Here is a 21,557-nt window from a genome sequence, read left to right as displayed (position 1 = left end):
TCCCTTCAGTCCACGAGGGAGAACGCGGGCGTTCTGAACACTCGCTGTGACCTTTCCGGCCTCGCTCATCCCCCCGCACGTGGCTGCCCGGCTGCGCCACAGCTTGGCGCGTCTTATTAGACGCGCCAAGCTTGCTGCATCACCTGTCAGAAACTGAGGAGAGGTCAGAAGGAACGCGGTGCTGGATCCGCCAGGCTCAGCTTTCCGTCGACAATCTGATAGACGGCACAGGTCCGGCGAACCGATCCATCCTTCTCGAAGCGGAATGCCGCCGCGGCGCCAAGGAAGCCGTTCGGCGACATGAGCGCCTGTCGGTTGATGCCGCTCTCCCCTTGCGTTCGCACGAGGCCGGCCGCGAGCGCTACGATGTCGAATCCGTAAGCCGCATCCAGATCGGCCGCTCGCTCGTAGCGCTGGCGGAAGCTCGCGGTCATCCGCGATCCGCTTTCCGGCCCGAAGAGGCAGAGGTGACTCCGCGCGAGTTCCGGCCGCCCATAGGAAGCGGTCGTCCATTGCGAACTTCCGACGACCATGGCGTCTGCCGCCAGATGACCATTTGCCCGAAGCGCCGAAAGGGATCCGACCTCGGCTTCCCCAGCACCGATCATTACGACCGCATCGATATCCTTGAGCTTGGCTCTGGTGCTTGCATCTCCAGATACCGAGGCCGCGTCTGCCGTCAACACGGGCTTGATGCCGTGCCCGGCGAGGCCGCGGTCGAGCCGCTGCCGTTCCGCAGCGGCGATACCCGCGGGCAACAGAACAACAAAGCGCTTGCGGCCCGCGGCTGCGGCGTAGGATGCGCCCTCGATCGCGCTGTCGATATGGTCCGAAACGAAGGAGAAGCTTCCATTGCCGCTCCCGGTCGGCGTGCCGCTCAGCACCAGGATCGGGACATCCCTGGCGTGCATTCCTTCGCGCATCCCGGTCGTCCGCATCTCGGCCGAGACGGCGACAAGCTTGGCCCCCTGGTCCGCAAGCCTCTTTGCCGCCTCCCGCACCTGCTCGGCCGAGCCATCCGTATTCTCTATTTGCAAGGACAACTGCCCGCCGCCGAGTTCGTCCACCGCAAGCACCGCACCGTCCCGGACGTCGCGTTCGCGCTGACTTTCGCCAGCGGAGGCGAGAAGGGCTGTGATCAGACCGACCCGAACCGGGCCGGAACCGAACAACTCCTGAGGCTTCGGCTTGCTCGAGGCCGATCGGCTCGCCTGGGCCGCCTGCGGTGGCCCGACGCTGATGGCGTCCTGGCTCGCGCCCTGGCAACTGGCCAAGAGGCCGAGCAACAGGACGCCAAGTGCCCTGCCCGCATATTGGCGTACGCCCGCCCTCGGGACAGAATGAATGCTGTTCATGCAAGACAAGCGGGCTCTCTTCAATTCATGAAGCGAATCATTTTGGCGTGGAAGCAATCGCACTTGGCGAGATAGTCCCCGTCAGCCCAGCCGGACTGCAAGTAGCCATAGGCCTTGCCGCAGGCGACCTTGGTTTCGGACGCCCAGACGAATGTCGGCCGTGTCGAAGCGATCCACCGTGGATCCTCGGCAACGGCAATCGCGTGGTCCATGCGCGACACGACTTCGCCCCTCAGGAAAGCAATGTCCTGCCCGACCGTCAACGATGATGCGGCCAGCGTGTCGCACTGCGCGGCGACCGGCGCGTAATCGCCGATGAGATCGGCGGCATGGCCGGCCGAAGCTGAAAAGGCGATCATTGCCCCGACGCAAATTCTCTTGATCATGGAATCCCCCTCAGGAAAGCCGGTTCGCGCATGTTTGCCGCGAACCGGAAGAATGTAAAGCGTGCAGCCGTCAAACCTCGCCTGTCGTCTTGGTGCCGCTCTCGTTGAAGAGTATCTTCACGACTTCGTCGCTCACTGAGAAGTTTTCCAGCACGGCCACGGTCTGCCAGCTTGCGGAGTTCCCGCTGCCGTCCGTATCGACCTGAAGGTTGGCATTCTCGCCGTCCTGCACGATCTGCACATGCTGCTCCAGCGTGCCGGGTGCTAACTCACCAAGCAGCGCCGACAGGTCGACCACGTCGCCTTCGGCGGCATTATAGTCCGTGATGACATCATCGATGTCGAGTTGCAATTCGTCATCGGCGATCACAAATGTATCGGCGCCGGCGCCACCAGATAGCGTGTCCGAGCCCGCCCCGGCGTAGAGCTTGTCGTCAAAGGCACTGCCGATAAACGTATCGTTGTAATCCGAGCCAATCAGTCCTTCGACATTGCGATAGGTATCAACACCCAGACCGACGGCCGTCAGATCCGCCACCGTATTTCCCGACGACTGTACGAGAGAGAAGGTAACGCCCGCGGACGCATCCGACAGATCGAGAAGGTCAGCCCCTGCCCCGCCGTCGATTGTATCGTTGCCGGAGCCGCCACGCAGCGTGTCGTTACCGCCGCCGCCATTGATCACGTCATTGCCGTCGCGTCCGACGATGGTATCGTCGAGGGCACCGCCAGTGAGATGATCGGCGCCCGAGGTGCCGTAGATGAGATTGGACTTCGTGTCGTCGCCGACGACGACGATGCCGGGATCGCCGGGGTCGTTGTAGTAGAACTCGAACGTTGCGGTGCGCGCTTGGAAGTTGCCGCCGTTGTTGTCATTATAGCTGACCGTCCATTGGTCTCCGGCAGCAGCGGGATTGAGCGCCAGAAAATCCGCCAAAGTCATCGTCGTGGCAACGCCAGAGCTATTCAGCAAGAATATGTTTGAATAGCTCACGGTAGCGGCCATAAGCCCGCTTGCTTGATCGAAAAACCAGCTTTGTTCGTATTTTGCAGGCGCTGTGTCGGCCTCGACGACGACGAACCGGTTTGCCCCGATCACGAGCTCGACCTGCAGCTCTTTCTCGCGAGCTGTCCCCGCACTGCTTCCATTATATCCATTGGGTCCTAAGTCAGGATCACGCTCGTCGTCCGGAACTGGCGTTACGACTTTTGTCTGTTGAAAATCCGTCAGGACCCTAATGGTCGCACCAGCCAGGTTGGCATTGACGCTATCAGCAAAGCCCTGGGTAATCGCCATCGTTTTCGTGACGCTGTTTCCAGAAGTCAGTGGTCCGCCTTTCTCGTCGTTGATAGTCACTGAGGTCGCCGGCAGCCGGTTGGGGGCGACTTCATTGATCGTCACCGAATAGGCTGTCGCCTGTGAACCATCGCTTGCGCTCAAGTTCAGGGAGACGGAAGGCGTATCGTCGACCGTTGAGGTCGGCCGGTAAACAAGGTTGTCGAGCAGATTGATCCCGTTGGCGGGGTCATAGAGGACCGTATTTGTAGTAACCGCGACGTAGTTTGTTCCGTCGAAACAGTAGACACCGTTCGGTGAATTCGTGGCGGTCACAATCACGTTCTCGCCATCGACGTCGGTCGGGGTCGAGACCATGAGCGGGTAGCCACTCGCATACTCCGAACCCTGTTGCGCAGGATCGCTCGGCAGCCAGACGCAGGTGCTCGCCGCTACCGGCGCGTCGTTGGTGCCGTTGATCGTGACGGTGACCGTCTGAGTGTCTGTGGCGCCCTTGTCGTCGGTCACCGTGACATCGAAGCTCAGGGTGATCGTTTCGCCGGCATCGAGGAACTGCACCAGCGCGTTCGGCACCTGATAGTTCCAGCCGCTTTCCGTGGCGGTGAAGCCAGCCGTCAGGCCATCGATCTGCGCCTGTGTCAATGCACCGCCATTCCATATCGGCTGGCCATGGGGCGTGCTTGTCACTGACAGCGTGTCACTGGCATCGACGTCCGAGATCGCAATCGTTCCGGTCGTCGACAGATTGCCGCCGACGACATTGACGTCTTCCGTTACGGCACCGCTGGCCGTTGCCTCGATCACCGGCGCATCGTTGGTGCCGTTGACCGTGATCGTCACCGTCTCGGTGGCGGTCGCGCCCTTGTCGTCGGTCACCGTGACGACGAAGCTCTCGGTCCGGGTCTCGCCCTCGGCCAGGCTGTCGGCGAGGCCGTTGTCGAGCGTATAGGTCCAAACCCCGCCGGTGGTGATGGCGAAGCTGCCATAGCTGCCGCTGGCATTGCCGCTCCAGGTCGCCGTGGCGCCGGCGTCGACGTCGCTCGACGCCATCGTGCCCGTCGCCGTCGTCGGCCCGGTCACCGCCGTCTCGTCATCGGCGGCCAGTCCCGTCTCGGTCACCGAGCCGGTCGTTACCGAGCTTTCGCCGATCACCGGCGCGTCGTTGGTGCCGTTGACGGTGATCGTCACCGTCTCGGTGGCGGTCGCGCCCTTGTCGTCGGTCACCGTGACGACGAAGCTCTCGGTCCGGGTCTCGCCCTCGGCCAGGCTGTCGGCGAGGCCGTTGTCGAGCGTATAGGTCCAAACCCCGCCGGTGGTGATGGCGAAGCTGCCATAGCTGCCGCTGGCATTGCCGCTCCAGGTCGCCGTGGCGCCGGCGTCGACGTCGCTCGACGCCATCGTGCCCGTCGCCGTCGTCGGCCCGGTCACCGCCGTCTCGTCATCGGCGGCCAGTCCCGTCTCGGTCACCGAGCCGGTCGTTACCGAGCTTTCGCCGATCACCGGCGCGTCGTTGGTGCCGTTGACGGTGATCGTCACCGTCTCGGTGGCGGTCGCGCCCTTGTCGTCGGTCACCGTGACGACGAAGCTCTCGGTCCGGGTCTCGCCCTCGGCCAGGCTGTCGGCGAGGCCGTTGTCGAGCGTATAGGTCCAAACCCCGCCGGTGGTGATGGCGAAGCTGCCGTAGCTGCCGCTGGCATTGCCGCTCCAGGTCGCCGTGGCGCCGGCGTCGACGTCGCTCGACGCCATCGTGCCCGTCGCCGTCGTCGGCCCGGTCACCGCCGTCTCGTCATCGGCGGCCAGTCCCGTCTCGGTCACCGAGCCGGTCGTTACCGAGCTTTCGCCGATCACCGGCGCGTCGTTGGTGCCGTTGACGGTGATCGTCACCGTCTCGGTGGCGGTCGCGCCCTTGTCGTCGGTCACCGTGACGACGAAGCTCTCGGTCCGGGTCTCGCCCTCGGCCAGGCTGTCGGCGAGGCCGTTGTCGAGCGTATAGGTCCAAACCCCGCCGGTGGTGATGGCGAAGCTGCCATAGCTGCCGCTGGCATTGCCGCTCCAGGTCGCCGTGGCGCCGGCGTCGACGTCGCTCGACGCCATCGTGCCCGTCGCCGTCGTCGGCCCGGTCACCGCCGTCTCGTCATCGGCGGCCAGTCCCGTCTCGGTCACCGAGCCGGTCGTTACCGAGCTTTCGCCGATCACCGGCGCGTCGTTGGTGCCGTTGACGGTGATCGTCACCGTCTCGGTGGCGGTCGCGCCCTTGTCGTCGGTCACCGTGACGACGAAGCTCTCGGTCCGGGTCTCGCCCTCGGCCAGGCTGTCGGCGAGGCCGTTGTCGAGCGTATAGGTCCAAACCCCGCCGGTGGTGATGGCGAAGCTGCCATAGCTGCCGCTGGCATTGCCGCTCCAGGTCGCCGTGGCGCCGGCGTCGACGTCGCTCGACGCCATCGTGCCCGTCGCCGTCGTCGGCCCGGTCACCGCCGTCTCGTCGTCGGCGGCCAGTCCCGTCTCGGTCACCGAGCCGGTCGTTACCGAGCTTTCGCCGATCACCGGCGCGTCGTTGGTGCCGTTGACGGTGATCGTCACCGTCTCGGTGGCGGTCGCGCCCTTGTCGTCGGTCACCGTGACGACGAAGCTCTCGGTCCGGGTCTCGCCCTCGGCCAGGCTGTCGGCGAGGCCGTTGTCGAGCGTATAGGTCCAAACCCCGCCGGTGGTGATGGCGAAGCTGCCGTAGCTGCCGCTGGCATTGCCGCTCCAGGTCGCCGTGGCGCCGGCGTCGACGTCGCTCGACGCCATCGTGCCCGTCGCCGTCGTCGGCCCGGTCACCGCCGTCTCGTCATCGGCGGCCAGTCCCGTCTCGGTCACCGAGCCGGTCGTTACCGAGCTTTCGCCGATCACCGGCGCGTCGTTGGTGCCGTTGACGGTGATCGTCACCGTCTCGGTGGCGGTCGCGCCCTTGTCGTCGGTCACCGTGACGACGAAGCTCTCGGTCCGGGTCTCGCCCTCGGCCAGGCTGTCGGCGAGGCCGTTGTCGAGCGTATAGGTCCAAACCCCGCCGGTGGTGATGGCGAAGCTGCCGTAGCTGCCGCTGGCATTGCCGCTCCAGGTCGCCGTGGCGCCGGCGTCGACGTCGCTCGACGCCATCGTGCCCGTCGCCGTCGTCGGCCCGGTCACCGCCGTCTCGTCGTCGGCGGCCAGTCCCGTCTCGGTCACCGAGCCGGTCGTTACCGAGCTTTCGCCGATCACCGGCGCGTCGTTGGTGCCGTTGACGGTGATCGTCACCGTCTCGGTGGCGGTCGCGCCCTTGTCGTCGGTCACCGTGACGACGAAGCTCTCGGTCCGGGTCTCGCCCTCGGCCAGGCTGTCGGCGAGGCCGTTGTCGAGCGTATAGGTCCAAACCCCGCCGGTGGTGATGGCGAAGCTGCCATAGCTGCCGCTGGCATTGCCGCTCCAGGTCGCCGTGGCGCCGGCGTCGACGTCGCTCGACGCCATCGTGCCCGTCGCCGTCGTCGGCCCGGTCACCGCCGTCTCGTCGTCGGCGGCCAGTCCGCTCTCGGTCACCGAGCCGGTCGTTACCGAGCTTTCGCCGATCACCGGCGCGTCGTTGGTGCCGTTGACGGTGATCGTCACCGTCTCGGTGGCGGTCGCGCCCTTGTCGTCGGTCACCGTGACGACGAAGCTCTCGGTCCGGGTCTCGCCCTCGGCCAGGCTGTCGGCGAGGCCGTTGTCGAGCGTATAGGTCCAAACCCCGCCGGTGGTGATGGCGAAGCTGCCATAGCTGCCGCTGGCATTGCCGCTCCAGGTCGCCGTGGCGCCGGCGTCGACGTCGCTCGACGCCATCGTGCCCGTCGCCGTCGTCGGCCCGGTCACCGCCGTCTCGTCGTCGGCGGCCAGTCCGCTCTCGGTCACCGAGCCGGTCGTTACCGAGCTTTCGCCGATCACCGGCGCGTCGTTGGTGCCGTTAACGGTGATCGTCACCGTCTGCGTGTCGGTCGCGCCGTCGTCGTCTGTCACCGTCACGTCGAAGCGCAGCGTGATCGTCTCGCCGGCGCCGAGGAACTGCACCATTGCGTTTGGCACCTGGTAGTTCCAGCCGCTCGAGCTGGCCGTGAAGCCGGCCGTCAGCGTGTCGATCTGCGCCTGCGTCAGCGACCCGCCGCTCCAGCTCGGCGACCCGTTCGGTCCGCTCGTCACCGTCAGCGTCTCGTTCGTGTCGACGTCCGACAGCGTGATCGTGCCGCTCGTCGTCAGGTTGCCGCTGCCGTCGACCGCGACGTCCTCGGTCACCGCCCCCGCTGCCGTCGCCGCGATCACCGGCGCGTCATTGGTGCCGTTGATGGTGACCGTCACCGTCTGGGTGGCGGTGGCGCCGTCGTCATCGGTCACCGTCACGTCGAAGCGCAGCGTGATCGTCTCGCCGGCGTCGAGGAACTGCACCAGCGCGTTCGGAACCTGGTAGCTCCAGCCGCTCGAGCTGGCCGTGAAACCGGACGTCAGCGTGTCGATCTGCGCCTGCGTCAGCGACCCGCCGCTCCAGCTCGGCTGCCCGTTCGGCGTGCTGGTCACCGTCAGTGTGTCGCCGGCGTCCGCATCGGTAAGCGATATCGTGCCGTCGGCCGTCAGATTGCCATCAACGCCGACCTCTGCGTCTTCGGTGACAGAGCCATCCGCGGTCAAAGCCAAGACCGGGGTGTCATTCGCGTCTAGCAGCGCGAGCAGATCCTCCTCCTGCGGCGTGGTGCCAAACTGCAGTTCGGTCGGGTCGAGCAAGGAAATCGCCGGCCCCGCATCGCCAATGTCGGCGCTGCTATTGGAGAAATCACCGCCGCTGCTCTGGCCGGAAACCACGCTGATGGTTCCGTCCGGTCCAGCAGCGACGTTGATGCCATTGCCTTCGAGGACAGCCACCAACGTTTCCCGCGGGATCTCGGCATCGCCGATCACGAAAGTGGGGATATTTAGCGCGGCGTTTTCAATTCTGATTTCTGCCCCGCCGGGCTGCTCCAGCACGATGTCGTTACCGACGACCTTAATGTTTTCAAGGGAGATGCCGGCCGGAAGCCGCACGACATTGTTCGCATCTGCCTTGACGCTCTCCGGCATCCGAGGAACGGGTGCGGCTCCGCTGTCGTCGGCCGGCCCGCCGGTCGCCGGATCCAGGAGTTGCGGCTCTGACGGATCTGCCGCTTGCGCGACGAGGCGCCCGCCTTTCCCGACGAGATCGTCATGCACTGCTTCATTGCCTGCTGTCAGAGCGTCTGCGCCGGCTGAAAGAGAGAAACCTTCGGTTGCCATGGATACATCCCCCAAGAATTAAAAGAACGTAACCACAAGGTCCCTTTGAAAGCAATTCTTAGGAAAACGTCCGACCGGCGATGCATATATCATAATATGCTGTTTTCGATGATTTCTTTCTCGAATGACACAGATGCATATTGACATATATCTTTTCAGCCGCGCATGACGCCGATAAGAGCAACGCAGATTGGTGATCGCATCCCCGCAGCACTTCAGATTAATAGTAATCGCATGACGCTCCTGGATTTTTCCTGGTCAACCAGTAGATTTTTACGGATGCAAGATCCGCGATAACAATATAAATATTGCCTAAAATTTTACTCAAATTGCAATTTTGAGTATTATTGTCTGTATTCCTTGTTGCTTTACGTGAGTTTTTCTTTTTGTCCCTATGGTATTGCCAATCAACCATGAGGTGTGGCGATGGGCGGGAAGAACTGGACAGGCATCAAGGCCTATACGAAAGCGCTTGTTTTGGCGGCCGGCCTGATGAGTCCTTGCACAGCCTCGGCCGGGCAGCCTGGTTCCGCCTATCTGGGTCCGTTGCAATACAGCCTCGGGGCCCCGATCGCCGCCGCCGTCACTGCCGTCGAATTCTGGCGCGCAAAAGCCTCCGCCGCGCTCGCGACGGCCGGACGGCACGATATTGCAGCCCTCGCCTCGGCCCCGTCTTCCCGCAAGCCAGCGACGCGTCAGGACGGCGGCGCCGTCTTCCAATCGGTGGCCTTCCGCGTGTCCTCGATACCGGCGGCGGAGAAATGGCGCGCGGTCTATCCCCGCATTACGGAAGCCGATTTCGAGTCCTGCGACACGCCGCGGCAATGCGAGGCAAGTGCGATCCTCCGCAAGGCGATGGCCAACGCCGCCGGATCGGGCTTTCATCAGAAGCTGAGCGGCATCAACCGCACAGTGAACTGGCTTGTGCGCTACCAACCGGACGCGCAGAACTACGGCAAAAGAGATTACTGGGCGGCTCCCGCCGAAATTCTGGCGCGTGGCAAGGGCGACTGCGAGGACTATGCCATCCTCAAAATGGCTGCCCTTAAGGAGCTCGGGCTGCCGCCACGGTCAATGTCGATCGTCGTCCTTCGCGACACGCGGCGAAATCTCTATCACGCCGTGCTCACCGTCATGACGAGCCAAGGCTATTTCATCCTGGACAACCTGAGCAACGAGGTAAAGCTCGACAGCACGCTTCCCGAATACCAGCCGCTTTTCTCGGTGAGCGCGGACCGGACCTGGATCCATGGCATCAGGACCGGCAGCGACAAGATCGCCTCGGCGGCCCCGCTTTTGCCCGACGTGATGCCGGGCGAAGGAACACTGCGGTAAACCGCGGACACGCCGATCACGCCAGGATGAACCCGAGAATGACATCCTGGCCGAGCAAGGATGCAAGCGCGGCATTCAGGCGGCCACGGGCGACATGCTCGTTGATTCCGATCGTGAAGCCGGCCGATTGCGGTTCGCCAGGGGAAGCTTTGAGCCGTCCTACCAGTTCGGCGAACTGCACGTCGAAGGCCAGTCGCAGGCCTTGCGCCGGCGGAGAGGCCTGGAACCCGAGAAAGCGCGACTGCACAAAGGTGAGGAAGGCCGGGTTGTAAGCGACGATGCGCCTGTTCGCCGCGAGCGCGAATGCTGGCGACGGACAGGCGTGCACCTGGCCGGTGACGACCGAAAGGCTACTGCGCTCCCGGGCGTCAGCCAGTTGCTCGCGCAGGTATCTCGCCGCTACATAGCGCAGCCTCGCCGTCAGATTTCCCCCTTCATCCAACGTCTGCTCGCATTCGGCAACGATGTCGGCAAGCTTCACCCGCCTCACGGCGGCCAAGTCCGAAAGAACCGACCAGAAAATCGCCTCGAGCTTGATGCCGCGCCGCTGCCCGCTGACCGTGACGACGCGAAAGCGTAGCGCGCTCATGTCCTCTGCTGAGTTAGTCGCCTGAACATCCCCCATGCGCTAGCGCTCCCGCAGCGCTTCCTCACGCGCCTTGTTGATGGGTTTCATCAAGTAGGTAAGAATCGTCTTCTTTCCTGTCATGATGTCGACCGAGGCGATCATGCCCGGCATGATTGCATAGTCGCGGCCATCCTTCTCGAGCGCCGCCTTGTCGGTCTTCACGCGCACCAGGTAATAGGTTTCGCCCGAATTCGGATCGACCAGGCTGTCCGCCCCTATGGTCTCGACTTCGCCGCCAAGACCGCCATAGATCGAGAAGTCGTAGGCCGAGATCTTGATCAGGGCCGGCTGTCCGGGGCGGACGAAGGCGACGTCGCGCGGTGAGAGCCGCGCTTCCACGAGGAGCGTTTCGGACGTCGGCACGACGCCGCCGATCACCGCGCCGGGGGTCACATAGGCGCCGACCGTGTTCACGTCCAGAGTGTTGATGATCCCGTCGACCGGCGACCGGATGTCGGTGTTTGCAACCCGGCTGCTCGCGCCTCGGATCGTCTCATCTATCACGGAGAGCTGGGAGAGCGCATCGGTCTTTTCGGCCAGAGCCTCCTGCCTGAGCTGCAGCGATAGTTCCATCACCTGCAGTTCGGCTTCCCGGACCGCCGCCTCCAGTCGCCCGATCGACTCCTTGGCCAGGGCGAGTTGGCCGCGCGTGTCCGTCAATTCCTTTTCGACCCTCAATAATTCCGTCTGCGCAACCAGCTTGCGCTTCACCATCGGGGCCAGCAGGTCCTGTTCGCGCTCCGTCACCTGAAGGTTTTCGGTGAGCCGCGCGATATTTGCCTGCGCTTCGGCAAGCTCCTTCTGCCGCTGACCACGACGAGCCTGCATGACCGAAAGCTTGTTGTTGAAATTGCCGGCCTTGGCACGCAGCAACTGCTCCTCATTCGCACATACGCCCGGCGCTGCTTTAGCGATGTCGTCCGGGCACTTGTAGTCGGCGTCGTAGGCACCCGACTCCTCGAGTTCCAGGCGCGCTATCTGCGCGCGCAGCGAGCGTGCCTTGGCTTCCAATTCCCCCAGCGACGATCCGGTGACCGTGTCGTCCAATCTCAGAATGAGATCGCCGCGCCGAACGACCTGGCCGACCTGGACGGCGATTTCCTGGACGATGCCCGGCTCGCTCGACTGGATGATCCGCGTCTTCGATACAGGGATGACCTTTCCCTCACCGCGGGCGATCTCATCCACTTCGGCGATTGCTGCCCAGGCCACGAAAGAGGTCATGAGCAGAGCGATCACGAGCAGTCCCGCACGCGCGGCCAAAGGCGGCTTTTCGGTCGATCCGGTGATCATGCGCTCACCCCTGGCGCAGGGCTGGTGGCTCCGCCTCGCTTCTGCAACTGCTCGATCACCTGCGACTTGGGTCCATCGGCAACGATGCGTCCATGATCAAGGACCAGCAGCCGATCGACGAGATGGAGCATGCTATGCCGATGGGTGGAGATCAAGACGGTCACATCCCCGCCGAAGACGGTAGAGAGCCGGTTGATCAGGTCCCGCTCGCTGGCCAGATCCATGGCGCCGGATGGCTCGTCCAGAAAAACGATCTTCGGTTTGCGAAGGAGCAGGCGCGCAATGGCGACCGCCTGGCGCTGCCCGCCGGAAAGCTGCGAACCACGTTCGCCGACCGGCATGTCATAACCGCGCGGGTGATGCGATACGAAATCGTCCACGCCCGCAAGCTTGGCCGCCTTGACCATGTCCTCATCACTCGCGGTCGGATTGGCCATCAGCAGATTGTCCTTGACGGTGCCGGAAAACAAATCCGAGCTTTGCGAGACGAAAGACACGGCCGAGCGCACCACCGACGGGTGGAATTGCCGGATGTCGACGCCGTCGAGCAATATACGGCCTGCACTCGGGGCATAGAGCCCGGCCAGCAGCCGGCCGATCGTCGTCTTGCCGGAGCCGATGCGGCCAATGATGCCGACCCGCTCGCCCGCCTTGATGCTCGCGTTCATGCCATGGATGACCTTGTGGTCACTGCCGGGATAGGCGAAATCCACATTGGCAAGAGTTATGCTTCCGTCGCGAATGTCGCGATTGACGAAGCCGACCGTGTTCGGCCGGTCTTCGGGCTGCTCCATGACGGAATTCAATATTCTCAACGACAGAAGTGCCTGGCGAAGCCGCGCAAGCGTCAAGGCGATCTGGCCGAGCGGCGCGACCGCCCGTCCAGCCAACATACTGGCGCCGATGATCGCACCGGTGGAGATGTTGCCCAAGGTGAATTCATAGGCCCCCGCCACCACAATGCAGACGGTGACGAGTTGCTGCACGAATTGTGTGGCATGCGAAGCCCAGGAGGAAATGTGCTTGATCTGCTCGGACGTGTTCGAAGAGTGCTTCCCGAGCTCGTTCCACCGGCGAAGCAGCAACTTCTCCGAATGCAGCGTCTTGACGGTCTCGATAGCGCCGATCGTTTCCACGAGCATGGCCTGGCGCTGGGCGGATTCGTTCGAGGCCGCGGCAACGCGGTTTCCGATCTTGCGTTGCGCCACATAACCGATGAGCACGCTGCAGACGAAGGCGATCGCCGGGATGACTGCCAGCCATCCGGCGATAGCATAGACGGCGGCTATGAAGACGAAGGCGAAAAGACTATCGATGAGGGTGCTGACGGTATTCGAGGTAAAGAATTCTCGCACGAACTCGAATTGCATGACGCGGTTGGCGTATTCGCCCGTCGATTGCGGACGTGAGGCGAGCGTTGCATGCAGGATCTTCTCGAAAAGCAGGTAGGAAAGCTTCAGGTCCGCCTTGCGTCCCGCAAAGTCGATCAGTGCAGCACGCACCGTCTTCAACAGAAAATCGAAAAGGATGGCGACGCTGATGCCGAGCGCCAGGACCCAAAGGGTCGAGATCGCCTTGTTGGGGAGGATGCGGTCATAGACATTCATCGTGAACAGGGGCGTCGCCAAGGCGAGCACGTTGATGAAGAACGCCGCGAGCGCGACTTGCGCATAGGCCTGCCAGAATGGCTTGACGGTCGCGGTCAGCCAATGCCGCCGGTCGATGTCCCGTGCCTCTCCCACCCCCGGACCGGCTGTCGTATTCAGATAGGTCGCCGAAAACGAAACGGCATAGGCGACATCATCCAGACGCAAGTCCGCGAAACGGAGGAGCTCGCTATCGGGAGACGACGCATTCGAAAAGCTCAGCGCTCCACCGGGGCTCTCCTCCAGGATCGCAACCGAGCGGCCGTCGCGGAAGACGAGGAGAAGCGGGAGGTGGAAATTGCGGCCGGCGCAAGCGCGTCGGGTGACGAGTTCCGCCTCAAGGCCGGCGCGTTCCGCAAGACGCGACACGTCCTCGAAACCGGGCGAGCGGGCGTCGAACGGCACGTCCGAAAAAAGCACAGTTTCCGACGACGGCCGGTTCAAGAAGATGCAGATCTCCTTGAACGCGGTCGTGAAGCCGGTCAGTACCGGTCCGGTTTTTGCTCGCGTGTCAACGCTTTGCATAAGTATGACCGATCAGGTGCCTTGGCAAAGGGCATTATTTCTGCCGGATTGGCGCAAGCAGATCCAAAGGCAGATCGTTCGTTTGCCGGGAGGGCACGCGTCGGTAAGTCTCGGTCGCGGGGGGCGCAGGGACATTGAACTCGTTGCGCGCATAGGCATCGACCTGTGCCGGCGCCTTGATGTTCATCGTCGCAAGAAGCTGGCCGGTGGCCGCAAGCAGGCGGTATTCCGAGAACAATGCGGCATATTGCGCCGTCTTCGCCAGGACATTCGAATTAAAGCGTGCGTTCTGCGCCCCGAGCACGTCCAGCAGCGAACGCTGGCCAACCGCAAGCTGCTCGCGATAGGAGGAAACCAGTCGGTCATTCACCTGTGCCTGCGCTCTCAGCGTGCGGGAGAGGTCGGATTGAGTTGCGCGCCGTTCCCAGGAAATGCGTACGGCCTCTTCGACTTCGCGATGCGCCTGGTGAAAGACCAGCCGCTGTTCGCTCGCGCGGCGCATCTGCTCCTGCTCGTTGGCGATGTCGATACCACCGCGATAGAGGTTCCACCTGGCAACGATCCGCGCCTGAGCGTCCCAGGTGTTGCCTGTCGAGCCATCGATGTCGTTGCCGGTGCGAACCCGCCCCTCGGCGACGATCTCAGGCAGCATGTCCGATTTCGCCGCCTTGACCTGCGAATCCGCGACATTGATATCGGCGTCCGCCGCCTTGATGCGCGGGTTGTTCGTGCGTGCAATGCCGATCGCCGTCTCCAGCGTTCTCGGCAAGGCGGCCGCGACCGATTTCGGCATGGACGGGCTTGTGAGCGGCTGACCGACAAGGCGATTGAAGCTGATCTGCGCCGTATCCAGCGCTTCTTGCGCCTCTATCAGCCGCGCCTTCGCCGAGAGCAGCCGTTCGTCGACTTGTTGAAGATCGGCTTGGGTCAGTCTTCCGCCCGAAATAAGCGAATCGATGTCGGAGCGGATCGACTGATGCGCAGCGACGTTGCGGCGCGCCTCCTCGACGATCTGCTGCTGAAGAATGTATTCGAAATATTCGCGAACGATCTGCAAGCCGATCGTTTCGGATCTTTCCAGGACTCGAAATGAGGCGCTGTCGACACGCGCCGCCTGCCGTTCCAGCTCGGCACGGCGACCGCCGCCGTCGAACAGTTTCTGCGTGATGGTGATGCCGACGTCCGAAGGATAAAGCGGATCGTTTTCGATGGAAGCGGCCCGCCGGCTGCCATCTTCGAGGTGACGGGCGCCGGTCGAAGCCTCCAGATCTACGCTCGGCAAGTAGAGTCCGCGCGCCTGCCGGAGTTCGAACTCGATCGCCTCACGATTTTCAATGGATTGGCCGATCTCGGGGTTCGATTCCATTGCGACCTGCAAGGCTTCGCGCAATGTCATGGCCTGCGTAGAACCGCCGGCAAAAAAAGTCGACGCGAGCAGAATGGAAAACAGGCTGCCCTTGAGAATATTACCCGGTTTCAATCAATCCCCCTGCCAGCGAAAACGCTGCAAATCCAAATCGTCGAGCATTAAAATCTAAAACTGGCCAGATAATACATTGCGGCAAAAAGAGGGATATCGATTTCAGGACTCACGACGCATTCCCACGGTTTTCGCCGCAGCTTGTTGCAAAAATAGAACAACCGTACCCTGCAACCAGGCGCAAATTCACCTTGCCTGCAAGAGTGCGGCTCAGGCAGAGGGCAGTCGCGCCAGCTCCGGGGACGAGGAGGATTCTTCTGCAATGACAACGGTTTGCGTGGCCGCCAATCGGTGCAGCCTCTCCAGGTCGATGCTTCCCTCGAACAGGACGCCCCCTACGCTCAGGGCCAGTTCGACGGTTTTCCCGTCCGCGGCGAAATGCGAGGCCGCCAGGGCTTTGGACAGGCGGACGCAGACTTCGTTGGCGTCCGACTCACTGGCGCCCGACAGCAGAACGTCGAAGCTCGCCGGTCCCGTCCGCGCAACGATATCCTCACGACGAATGGAGGTGCTGATGGTCGACGCCACGAACTGCAAAAGTTCGTCGCTCCATTGCGGCCCAAAGCCCGCGGCCATCTCGTCGAGATTGTTGACTCGCACGTGAATGAGGGCACCTTGAAACGGATCGCCGGAGCGCCTGTGCCGGCGTTCCAGGCCGTTGACGTGTTGAACGAGGCCGCGCGCGGTTATGCAACCCGTGGTGCTGTCGCGGGAGACGACATGGTTAACTTGGTTGCGAAATCGTTCGGCGCGGCGGGATTGAATTGCCGCAAGCACGATCAGGGGGACCCCCAAGAGCAATGAGACGAGGGCCGCCGCCGCCACTGCGGCGATGTGGGGGCTATCGGCGAGCGCCACCAGGCTCAGATAGGTCAGCAACTGGGCCAGCACGACAAACCCCACGATGCCGGTTAGAGCATAGCGCACCACCCGCCAGTCCTTCTGCGCTTTGAACGGAGTTTCCCGCTGCACGATTCCATGCTCCCGATTCGTTGACGTCGACCGGTCTAACGCACTCTTATGCATATTCCCTTGCGCGGATACCTACAAATTTATGGGTACGGCGGAATGCATTCGGAGAGGAGGGCGTTAGCTTGCCGCTAGACGCCAAAGACCACCGCTCCGCCGACCAATCCCGCACCGGCCGCCGTCATCAGGAGTTTCTCTCGGGGGGCGAAGGGTCTCGCCCGGTGAGCCACGGAGAGCGAGAGCGGTATTGTAGCGGCCGACGAATTGCCGTGCTCCTCGATCGTCCGTACCGTCCTCGACAAGTCTATGCTGAGCTGATTGCAGACCGCGTCGAAGATCCGGACATTCGCCTGATGCGGCACGAACCGGCTGACTGCCGCCGGACGCAGGCCTGCGGCGGCGAGCGCGCGGATCGAGGAGCGGGTCATCATCTCCACGGCCCGGGAAAACACCTCCCGGCCATCGCGCATGGTCATGAGGAACTCTTCGGCAGCGATCTCCGGTGAAAACGGTCGGCTGCTGCCGCCCGCAGCGATCGAGATCAGGTCGTAGCCGCTTCCATCGCAAGCGAGGTCAACGCCAATGACGCCCGTCTCCGGATCGTCGGAAGGCGCAATCACGACGGCGCCGGCGGCGTCGGCGAAGAGCACCGCACTCGCCCTTTCCGCCGGATTGATCCGGCGGCTCAATATGTTCGCGGCGACAACGAGCACGGGCCTGCCCTGCGCGCGCACGAAACCATCGGCAAGCGTCAGCGCGTAAAGGAACCCCGAGCAGGCGCCGGCAAGGTCGATGGCGCCGGAGCGGGTGAGCCCGAGCCGATGCGCGAGCAGCGGCGCCGAGGGCGGCAGAAGATGGTCGGGCGTGGACGTCGCGAGGAGCGTGAGAGCAATGTCGCTCGGCCCGATGCCGGCGTCGGCCAGCGCGGCTTCGCCGGCCTTGGCGGCGAGACCCGTGAGGGTGTCCGCCTCCCCGACCCAATAGCGGGTCCGGATGCCGGTCCGCCGTTCGATCCAGCCCGGCTCGAGACCGAGGTTTGCTTCGATTTCGCCATTGTCGACACGTCGTGCCGGCAGGGCATGGCCGAAGCCGGCGAGGCGCGATGACCGGACGTTCCTCACAACTGCCCCTTTGCGAGGGCCGAGGCCGCTTCGTCTATCGCGTCATAGGCCCGGTCCAGATCGGCTTCCGTGATGCAATAGGGCGGCATCAGGTAAATGACGTTGCCAAGGGGGCGGATGAGCAACTGACGCTTGCGAAAGAATGCCCGCAGACGAGGGCCGACATCCGACAGATATCCACCCGTCGGCACATCGAGTTCGAGGACGGCGATCGTGCCGGCCTGGCGGACGTCGCGAAAGCGGGGATCGGCTTCGAAGCGCTGCAAACGCCGGCGTTGGCCGCCGGCCAGTGCCGCGATGCGTTCTGCGACCGGCTCGGTCTTCCATATCCCGAGATTGGCGAGAGCTGCCGCGCAGGCGATTGGATTGGCGGTATAGGAACTCGAGTGAAAGAACGTCCGGCTGCGATCACGCGAAAGATGCGCGTCGAAGATTGGCGCGGTGCAAAGAGTAGCTGCCAGCGGCAGCGCACCTCCCGTGAGGCCTTTCGACGTGCAGAGAATATCCGGCACGATGTCCGCCTGTTCGCAAGCGAAACGCTTGCCGGTCCGGCCCCAGCCGGTCATCACCTCGTCGGCAATCAGCAGGGTGCCGTGCCGCTCGGCTATGCGCTTCAATTCGGCAAGTGTGGCGGCGGGATAGACCTTCATGCCGCCGGCACCAAGCACCAGTGGCTCGACGAGCAATGCCGCGATCTCGCCGGAGGCGCAATGGGTCTCGAAGGCGTCCAGCGTGTGTTGTTCGCGGCCAGAATCCGGAAACGGCAATCTGTCGACGGCGAAGAGGAACGGCTCGTAGGCAGCATTGAAAACGCCGCGTTCGCCCGCCGACATCGTCCCGATCGTATCACCATGATAGCCGTGCTCCAGCACGCAGATGCGGCTGCGGGGCTTGCCGATGTTGTGGAAATAGCCAAGCGCCATCTTCAGCGCGACTTCCACCGCCGTCGAGCCGCTGTCGGAATAGAATACGTGCTTCAGCCCGGCGGGCGCGATCTCGATCAGGCCCTTCGCGAGTTCCTCCGCCGGTTCGTGCGTATATTCGGCAAAGATGATCTGATCGTAAGCTTCCGACGCGCGCCGGATCGCTTCCATGATCGCCGGGTGGCGGTGGCCATGGATGATGACCCACCACGAGGAGATGGCATCCAGTATCCGCGCACCGTCCTCGTCCACCAGATAGGCGCCCTCCGTGGCGACGATGCGCTTCATCGCCGGCTCGAGTGCGTGCTGGGTGAAGGGATGCCAGACGGGAGAATTGCTCATGCCGGAATTTCGCGGAATTGGTTGATGTCGAAATTGTCGCGGAAGGCTCGCCGCAGTGCATCCGGCGTCAGCGGGTCGAGCCGCGGCAGCCGTCCGAGAACGCGGACCTGACCGAGTTTGGCAATGATGGCCTCGGTTTCTGCCTGCCGGTCGCCGATGAAAGCAACGCCGAGCACAGGGATTAAGCGGCGGCGCAGGGCCTCGAGCGACAGCAAGGTGTGGTTGATCGTACCCAGGCCGGTGCGGGCGCAGAGGATGATGGGCAGTTGCCAGCGCTCGAACAGATCGGCGAGGAGCAGGCATTCGGTAAGCGGTACCATGAGACCGCCTGCCCCCTCGACCACCAGCGGAGCGTCGACCGCAGGCGGAGAGAGGTTCTCGGGCCGGATCGTGACGCCATCGAGCCGCGCCGCAAGATGCGGAGAGGCCGGCGTGGCGAGCCTGTAGGTTTCCGGCAGAATGCGCTCTGCGGCAATCCGGCCCAGTCGGCGGACGCTCTCGCTGTCGGTTTCGCCGTCGAGACCGGATTGCACCGGCTTCCAGTAATAGCCCGCAATGGCGTCCGTCAGCGCGGCCGCGAAGACTGTCTTGCCGATGCCCGTATCGGTCCCGGTGACGACGAGGCGCAGCGTCATGGCAACTCCTCCGCCATCACGGCCTTCAGCCTGTCCAGCATGCCGGCGATCTCCGTTCTCCCGACATTCAGGGTGATCGCGATCCTGAGGCGCGCCGTGCCCTCCGGAATGGTCGGCGGACGGATCGCGCGGACGTCGAAGCCTTCCGCCTGCATGCGCGCCGCGATCCGCAAGGCGCGCACATTGTCTCCGATCATCACCGGCAGGATCTGCGATCCGCTGCCTTCCATGCCGAGGATGGTGGCAAGCGCCTCGTTCGAGAAGCGGCTGAGACCGTCGAGGGTTGCGCGTCGCTCGGGCTCGTCGGCGACGATCTTCAATGCCTCGCGAACGGCGGACGCCGTCAATGGCGACGGCGCAGTCGAATAGATGAAGCCGCGGGCGCGATTGACGATGTAGTCGCAAAGCGCCCGGCTCGCGCCGAGCAAGGCGCCGGAGGCTCCAAGCGCCTTGCCGCAGGTATGCAGCGCCACAATGTTTTCTCGGCCTTCGAGCGCCTCCGAAAGGCCGCGGCCGCCTGCGCCGTGGACACCGGTCGCATGCGCCTCGTCTATCACCAGAAAGCCGTCGTGCCGGTCCGCAAGTGCGGCCAGCGCTGCGAGTGGGGCACGATCGCCATCCATGGAATAGAGGCTCTCGACGGCGATCCACGGGTGGCCCCGCCCCCCTGCGCGGCGCCATCTCCCGATGGCGTCCGCAAAGGCGTCGACGTCGTTGTGCCGTGCCGCAAGCGCGTCTGCCTTGCTGGCGGCAATCCCCTCATGGGCGCTTGCATGGATCAGCGCATCGTGAACGATAAGATCGCCTCGCTGGGGCAGCACGGAGAAAAGGGCAGCATTGGCCGCATAGCCGCTGCCGAAGAACAGCACACGCTCGGCGCGGAAGAATGCCGCCGCCTCCGCCTCCAGCGCCTCATGTTCGGCATGGTTGCCGCGCAGCAGTCGCGATCCGCCGGCGCCGACCGGCACGCCCCGCTCGATCGCCGCGGTAATCGCGGTCTTCAGGCGTGGGGAATCGGCGAGCCCCAGGTAATCATTCGACGTGAAGTCGATGCCACTCGGGGCAGCAAGGATGCGGCGGCGTCCTCTGCGTACGAGCCCTGCCAGGGTTTTTTCGTAGCGATCGAGCAAATCCACGCTCATTCGGCCGGTTCCTGTTCCGTGGGCGCCATGGGCCTCAGCCCCAGGCGGCGAAACAGGGCGGCATCGTGATCCTCCCCGGGATTGTCGGCGGTCAGCAGCGTCTCACCGACAAAGATCGAATTGGCGCCGGCAAGGAAACAGAGCGCCTGCATCTCGTCGCTCATCCCGGTCCGTCCTGCAGACAGGCGGACATGGCTTTCCGGCATCAGGATCCGGGCAAGCGCAATCGTGCGCACGAACTCGATCGGGTCAACCGACGGCGCGTCCGCAAGCTTCGAGCCGGGGATCGGAATCAGCATGTTGATCGGGACGCTTTCGGGCGGGCTGGGCAGATTGGCAAGGGTGACCAGCATCGAGATGCGGTCGTCGGTGGTCTCCCCCATTCCGAGGATGCCGCCGGCGCAAACCTTGATCCCGGCCTCACGCACGTTGGCGAGCGTCTCCAGCCGGTCGGCGAACGTCCGCGTGGTGATGATCTCGCCGTAGAAGCGCTCCGACGTGTCGACATTGTGGTTGTAATAGTCGAGGCCTGCGTCGGCGAGCCGTTCCGATTGCGCCGGCGACAGCATGCCAAGCGTCATGCAAGTCTCCATGCCGAGCGCCTTCACCCCGCGCACCATGGCGGTGATCGACTCCATGTCGCGCTCTTTCGGGCTACGCCACGCGGCGCCCATGCAGTAGCGCGTCGCGCCGCCTTCCTTGGCCCTGCGCGCCTCGGAGATGACGCGTTCGACCTCCATCAGTTTCGAGGCCTTCAGCCCGGTCGGGTAATGCGCCGACTGGCTGCAATAGCCGCAATCCTCGGCACATCCCCCGGTTTTGATGGAGAGCAGTCGGCTCATTTGCACGGCGTTCGGATCGAAATGCGCGCGATGGACGGATTGGGCCTGAAATAATAGGTCGCTAAATGGAGAATTATAGATTTTTTTCGCGTCGACGAGCGTCCACCGCTCCACGTCGGCGTCGCGTGACGCCACTTCCCCCGTGTTCGCAACCCGAATCTTCGTCATCCTGCCATCCCCCTCACGCATCATAGATACTGATTCTTGATTATCTATAATTCTCGTCGAGGACAACCGGGCTCGAAGCGAGTCGGCGAGACTTGCGCAAACTCTGCGCTACTGCGATATCTCGGGTGCGGCGGGATGTTGGCTGTTCCCGGCGAAAGCCGTCTTGCCGGACTTGGGTTTT

14 protein-coding genes are annotated in these 21,557 nt (G+C 63.5%); 1 reads left to right on the top strand and 13 read right to left on the bottom strand.

What is annotated here, in order from left to right:
- Positions 1-164: 164 nt before the first annotated feature.
- The 3 genes from AC4P1R_RS18040 to AC4P1R_RS18030 form a co-directional block, all read right to left on the bottom strand.
- Complete coding sequence (locus AC4P1R_RS18040; protein ID WP_069460176.1) at positions 165-1,355, bottom strand: ABC transporter substrate-binding protein; 1,191 nt, start codon at positions 1,353-1,355, stop codon at positions 165-167.
- Positions 1,356-1,375: 20 nt separating this feature from the next.
- Positions 1,376-1,741: a hypothetical protein gene (locus tag AC4P1R_RS18035; protein ID WP_069460175.1), complete on the bottom strand. Its 366-nt coding sequence runs from the start codon at positions 1,739-1,741 to the stop codon at positions 1,376-1,378.
- A gap of 70 nt (positions 1,742-1,811) precedes the next feature.
- On the bottom strand, positions 1,812-8,327 hold the full coding sequence (locus AC4P1R_RS18030; protein WP_492178390.1) for a VCBS domain-containing protein: 6,516 nt from the start codon (positions 8,325-8,327) through the stop codon (positions 1,812-1,814).
- A 426-nt stretch (positions 8,328-8,753) separates the two neighbouring features.
- Between AC4P1R_RS18030 and AC4P1R_RS18025 the strand changes: the two genes are divergently transcribed.
- Positions 8,754-9,662, top strand: coding sequence for a transglutaminase-like cysteine peptidase (locus AC4P1R_RS18025; protein ID WP_245314714.1), 909 nt, complete (start codon positions 8,754-8,756; stop codon positions 9,660-9,662).
- A gap of 16 nt (positions 9,663-9,678) precedes the next feature.
- Here AC4P1R_RS18025 and AC4P1R_RS18020 read toward each other — a convergent pair whose 3' ends face one another.
- From AC4P1R_RS18020 to bioB, 10 genes are all read right to left on the bottom strand, one after another.
- The gene (locus AC4P1R_RS18020) at positions 9,679-10,251 is read right to left on the bottom strand and encodes a ribbon-helix-helix domain-containing protein (RefSeq protein ID WP_273363466.1); all 573 of its coding nucleotides are present in this window, start codon (positions 10,249-10,251) and stop codon (positions 9,679-9,681) included.
- 39 nt (positions 10,252-10,290) lie between these two features.
- Positions 10,291-11,583: an HlyD family type I secretion periplasmic adaptor subunit gene (locus tag AC4P1R_RS18015; protein WP_492178388.1), complete on the bottom strand. Its 1,293-nt coding sequence runs from the start codon at positions 11,581-11,583 to the stop codon at positions 10,291-10,293.
- Positions 11,580-13,754, bottom strand: a complete 2,175-nt coding sequence (locus AC4P1R_RS18010) for a type I secretion system permease/ATPase (RefSeq protein WP_273363434.1) — start codon at positions 13,752-13,754, stop codon at positions 11,580-11,582. Before AC4P1R_RS18010 ends, AC4P1R_RS18015 begins: the two co-directional genes overlap by 4 nt.
- 34 nt (positions 13,755-13,788) lie before the next feature.
- Complete coding sequence (locus AC4P1R_RS18005) at positions 13,789-15,150, bottom strand: TolC family outer membrane protein (protein ID WP_492178787.1); 1,362 nt, start codon at positions 15,148-15,150, stop codon at positions 13,789-13,791.
- Positions 15,151-15,444: 294 nt separating this feature from the next.
- Positions 15,445-16,206 carry a GGDEF domain-containing protein gene (locus AC4P1R_RS18000; RefSeq protein ID WP_492178386.1) on the bottom strand — a complete coding sequence of 254 codons (762 nt, stop codon included), beginning with the start codon at positions 16,204-16,206 and terminating at the stop codon, positions 15,445-15,447.
- A 128-nt stretch (positions 16,207-16,334) separates the two neighbouring features.
- Positions 16,335-17,324 carry a 3-oxopimeloyl-[acyl-carrier-protein] synthase BioZ gene (bioZ, locus tag AC4P1R_RS17995; RefSeq protein WP_492178384.1) on the bottom strand — a complete coding sequence of 330 codons (990 nt, stop codon included), beginning with the start codon at positions 17,322-17,324 and terminating at the stop codon, positions 16,335-16,337.
- Complete coding sequence (locus AC4P1R_RS17990; protein ID WP_273363740.1) at positions 17,321-18,589, bottom strand: adenosylmethionine--8-amino-7-oxononanoate transaminase; 1,269 nt, start codon at positions 18,587-18,589, stop codon at positions 17,321-17,323. Before AC4P1R_RS17990 ends, bioZ begins: the two co-directional genes overlap by 4 nt.
- Entirely contained in the window at positions 18,586-19,224 is a 639-nt protein-coding gene (gene bioD, locus AC4P1R_RS17985) for a dethiobiotin synthase (protein WP_492178382.1), read from the bottom strand. Before bioD ends, AC4P1R_RS17990 begins: the two co-directional genes overlap by 4 nt.
- Positions 19,221-20,366 (bottom strand): 8-amino-7-oxononanoate synthase, encoded by a 1,146-nt coding sequence (locus tag AC4P1R_RS17980; protein ID WP_492178381.1) that lies wholly within the window; start codon positions 20,364-20,366, stop codon positions 19,221-19,223. The genes bioD and AC4P1R_RS17980 overlap by 4 nt, the downstream gene beginning before the upstream one ends.
- Entirely contained in the window at positions 20,363-21,376 is a 1,014-nt protein-coding gene (bioB, locus tag AC4P1R_RS17975; protein ID WP_492178379.1) for a biotin synthase BioB, read from the bottom strand. Before bioB ends, AC4P1R_RS17980 begins: the two co-directional genes overlap by 4 nt.
- Positions 21,377-21,557 lie beyond the last annotated feature (181 nt).

The organism is Sinorhizobium sp. Y406, from assembly GCF_058732025.1.
The sequence above is the reverse complement of the archived record's forward strand: the minus strand, read 5'-3'. Positions and strand labels throughout refer to the sequence as shown.

Bases quoted from the DNA above. Each gene is read 5' to 3' on its own strand.
- AC4P1R_RS17990 (WP_273363740.1), bottom strand. From the start codon at position 18,589: ATGAGCAATTCTCCCGTCTGGCATCCCTTCACCCAGCACGCACTCGAG.
- bioB (WP_492178379.1), bottom strand. From the start codon at position 21,376: ATGACGAAGATTCGGGTTGCGAACACGGGGGAAGTGGCGTCACGCGAC.
- AC4P1R_RS18035 (WP_069460175.1), bottom strand. From the start codon at position 1,741: ATGATCAAGAGAATTTGCGTCGGGGCAATGATCGCCTTTTCAGCTTCG.
- AC4P1R_RS18040 (WP_069460176.1), bottom strand. From the start codon at position 1,355: ATGAACAGCATTCATTCTGTCCCGAGGGCGGGCGTACGCCAATATGCG.
- bioD (WP_492178382.1), bottom strand. From the start codon at position 19,224: ATGACGCTGCGCCTCGTCGTCACCGGGACCGATACGGGCATCGGCAAG.
- AC4P1R_RS18005 (WP_492178787.1), bottom strand. From the start codon at position 15,150: ATGACATTGCGCGAAGCCTTGCAGGTCGCAATGGAATCGAACCCCGAG.
- AC4P1R_RS18010 (WP_273363434.1), bottom strand. From the start codon at position 13,754: ATGCAAAGCGTTGACACGCGAGCAAAAACCGGACCGGTACTGACCGGC.
- AC4P1R_RS18030 (WP_492178390.1), bottom strand. From the start codon at position 8,327: ATGGCAACCGAAGGTTTCTCTCTTTCAGCCGGCGCAGACGCTCTGACA.
- AC4P1R_RS18015 (WP_492178388.1), bottom strand. From the start codon at position 11,583: ATGATCACCGGATCGACCGAAAAGCCGCCTTTGGCCGCGCGTGCGGGA.
- AC4P1R_RS17980 (WP_492178381.1), bottom strand. From the start codon at position 20,366: ATGAGCGTGGATTTGCTCGATCGCTACGAAAAAACCCTGGCAGGGCTC.
- AC4P1R_RS18020 (WP_273363466.1), bottom strand. From the start codon at position 10,251: ATGAGCGCGCTACGCTTTCGCGTCGTCACGGTCAGCGGGCAGCGGCGC.
- AC4P1R_RS18025 (WP_245314714.1), top strand. From the start codon at position 8,754: ATGGGCGGGAAGAACTGGACAGGCATCAAGGCCTATACGAAAGCGCTT.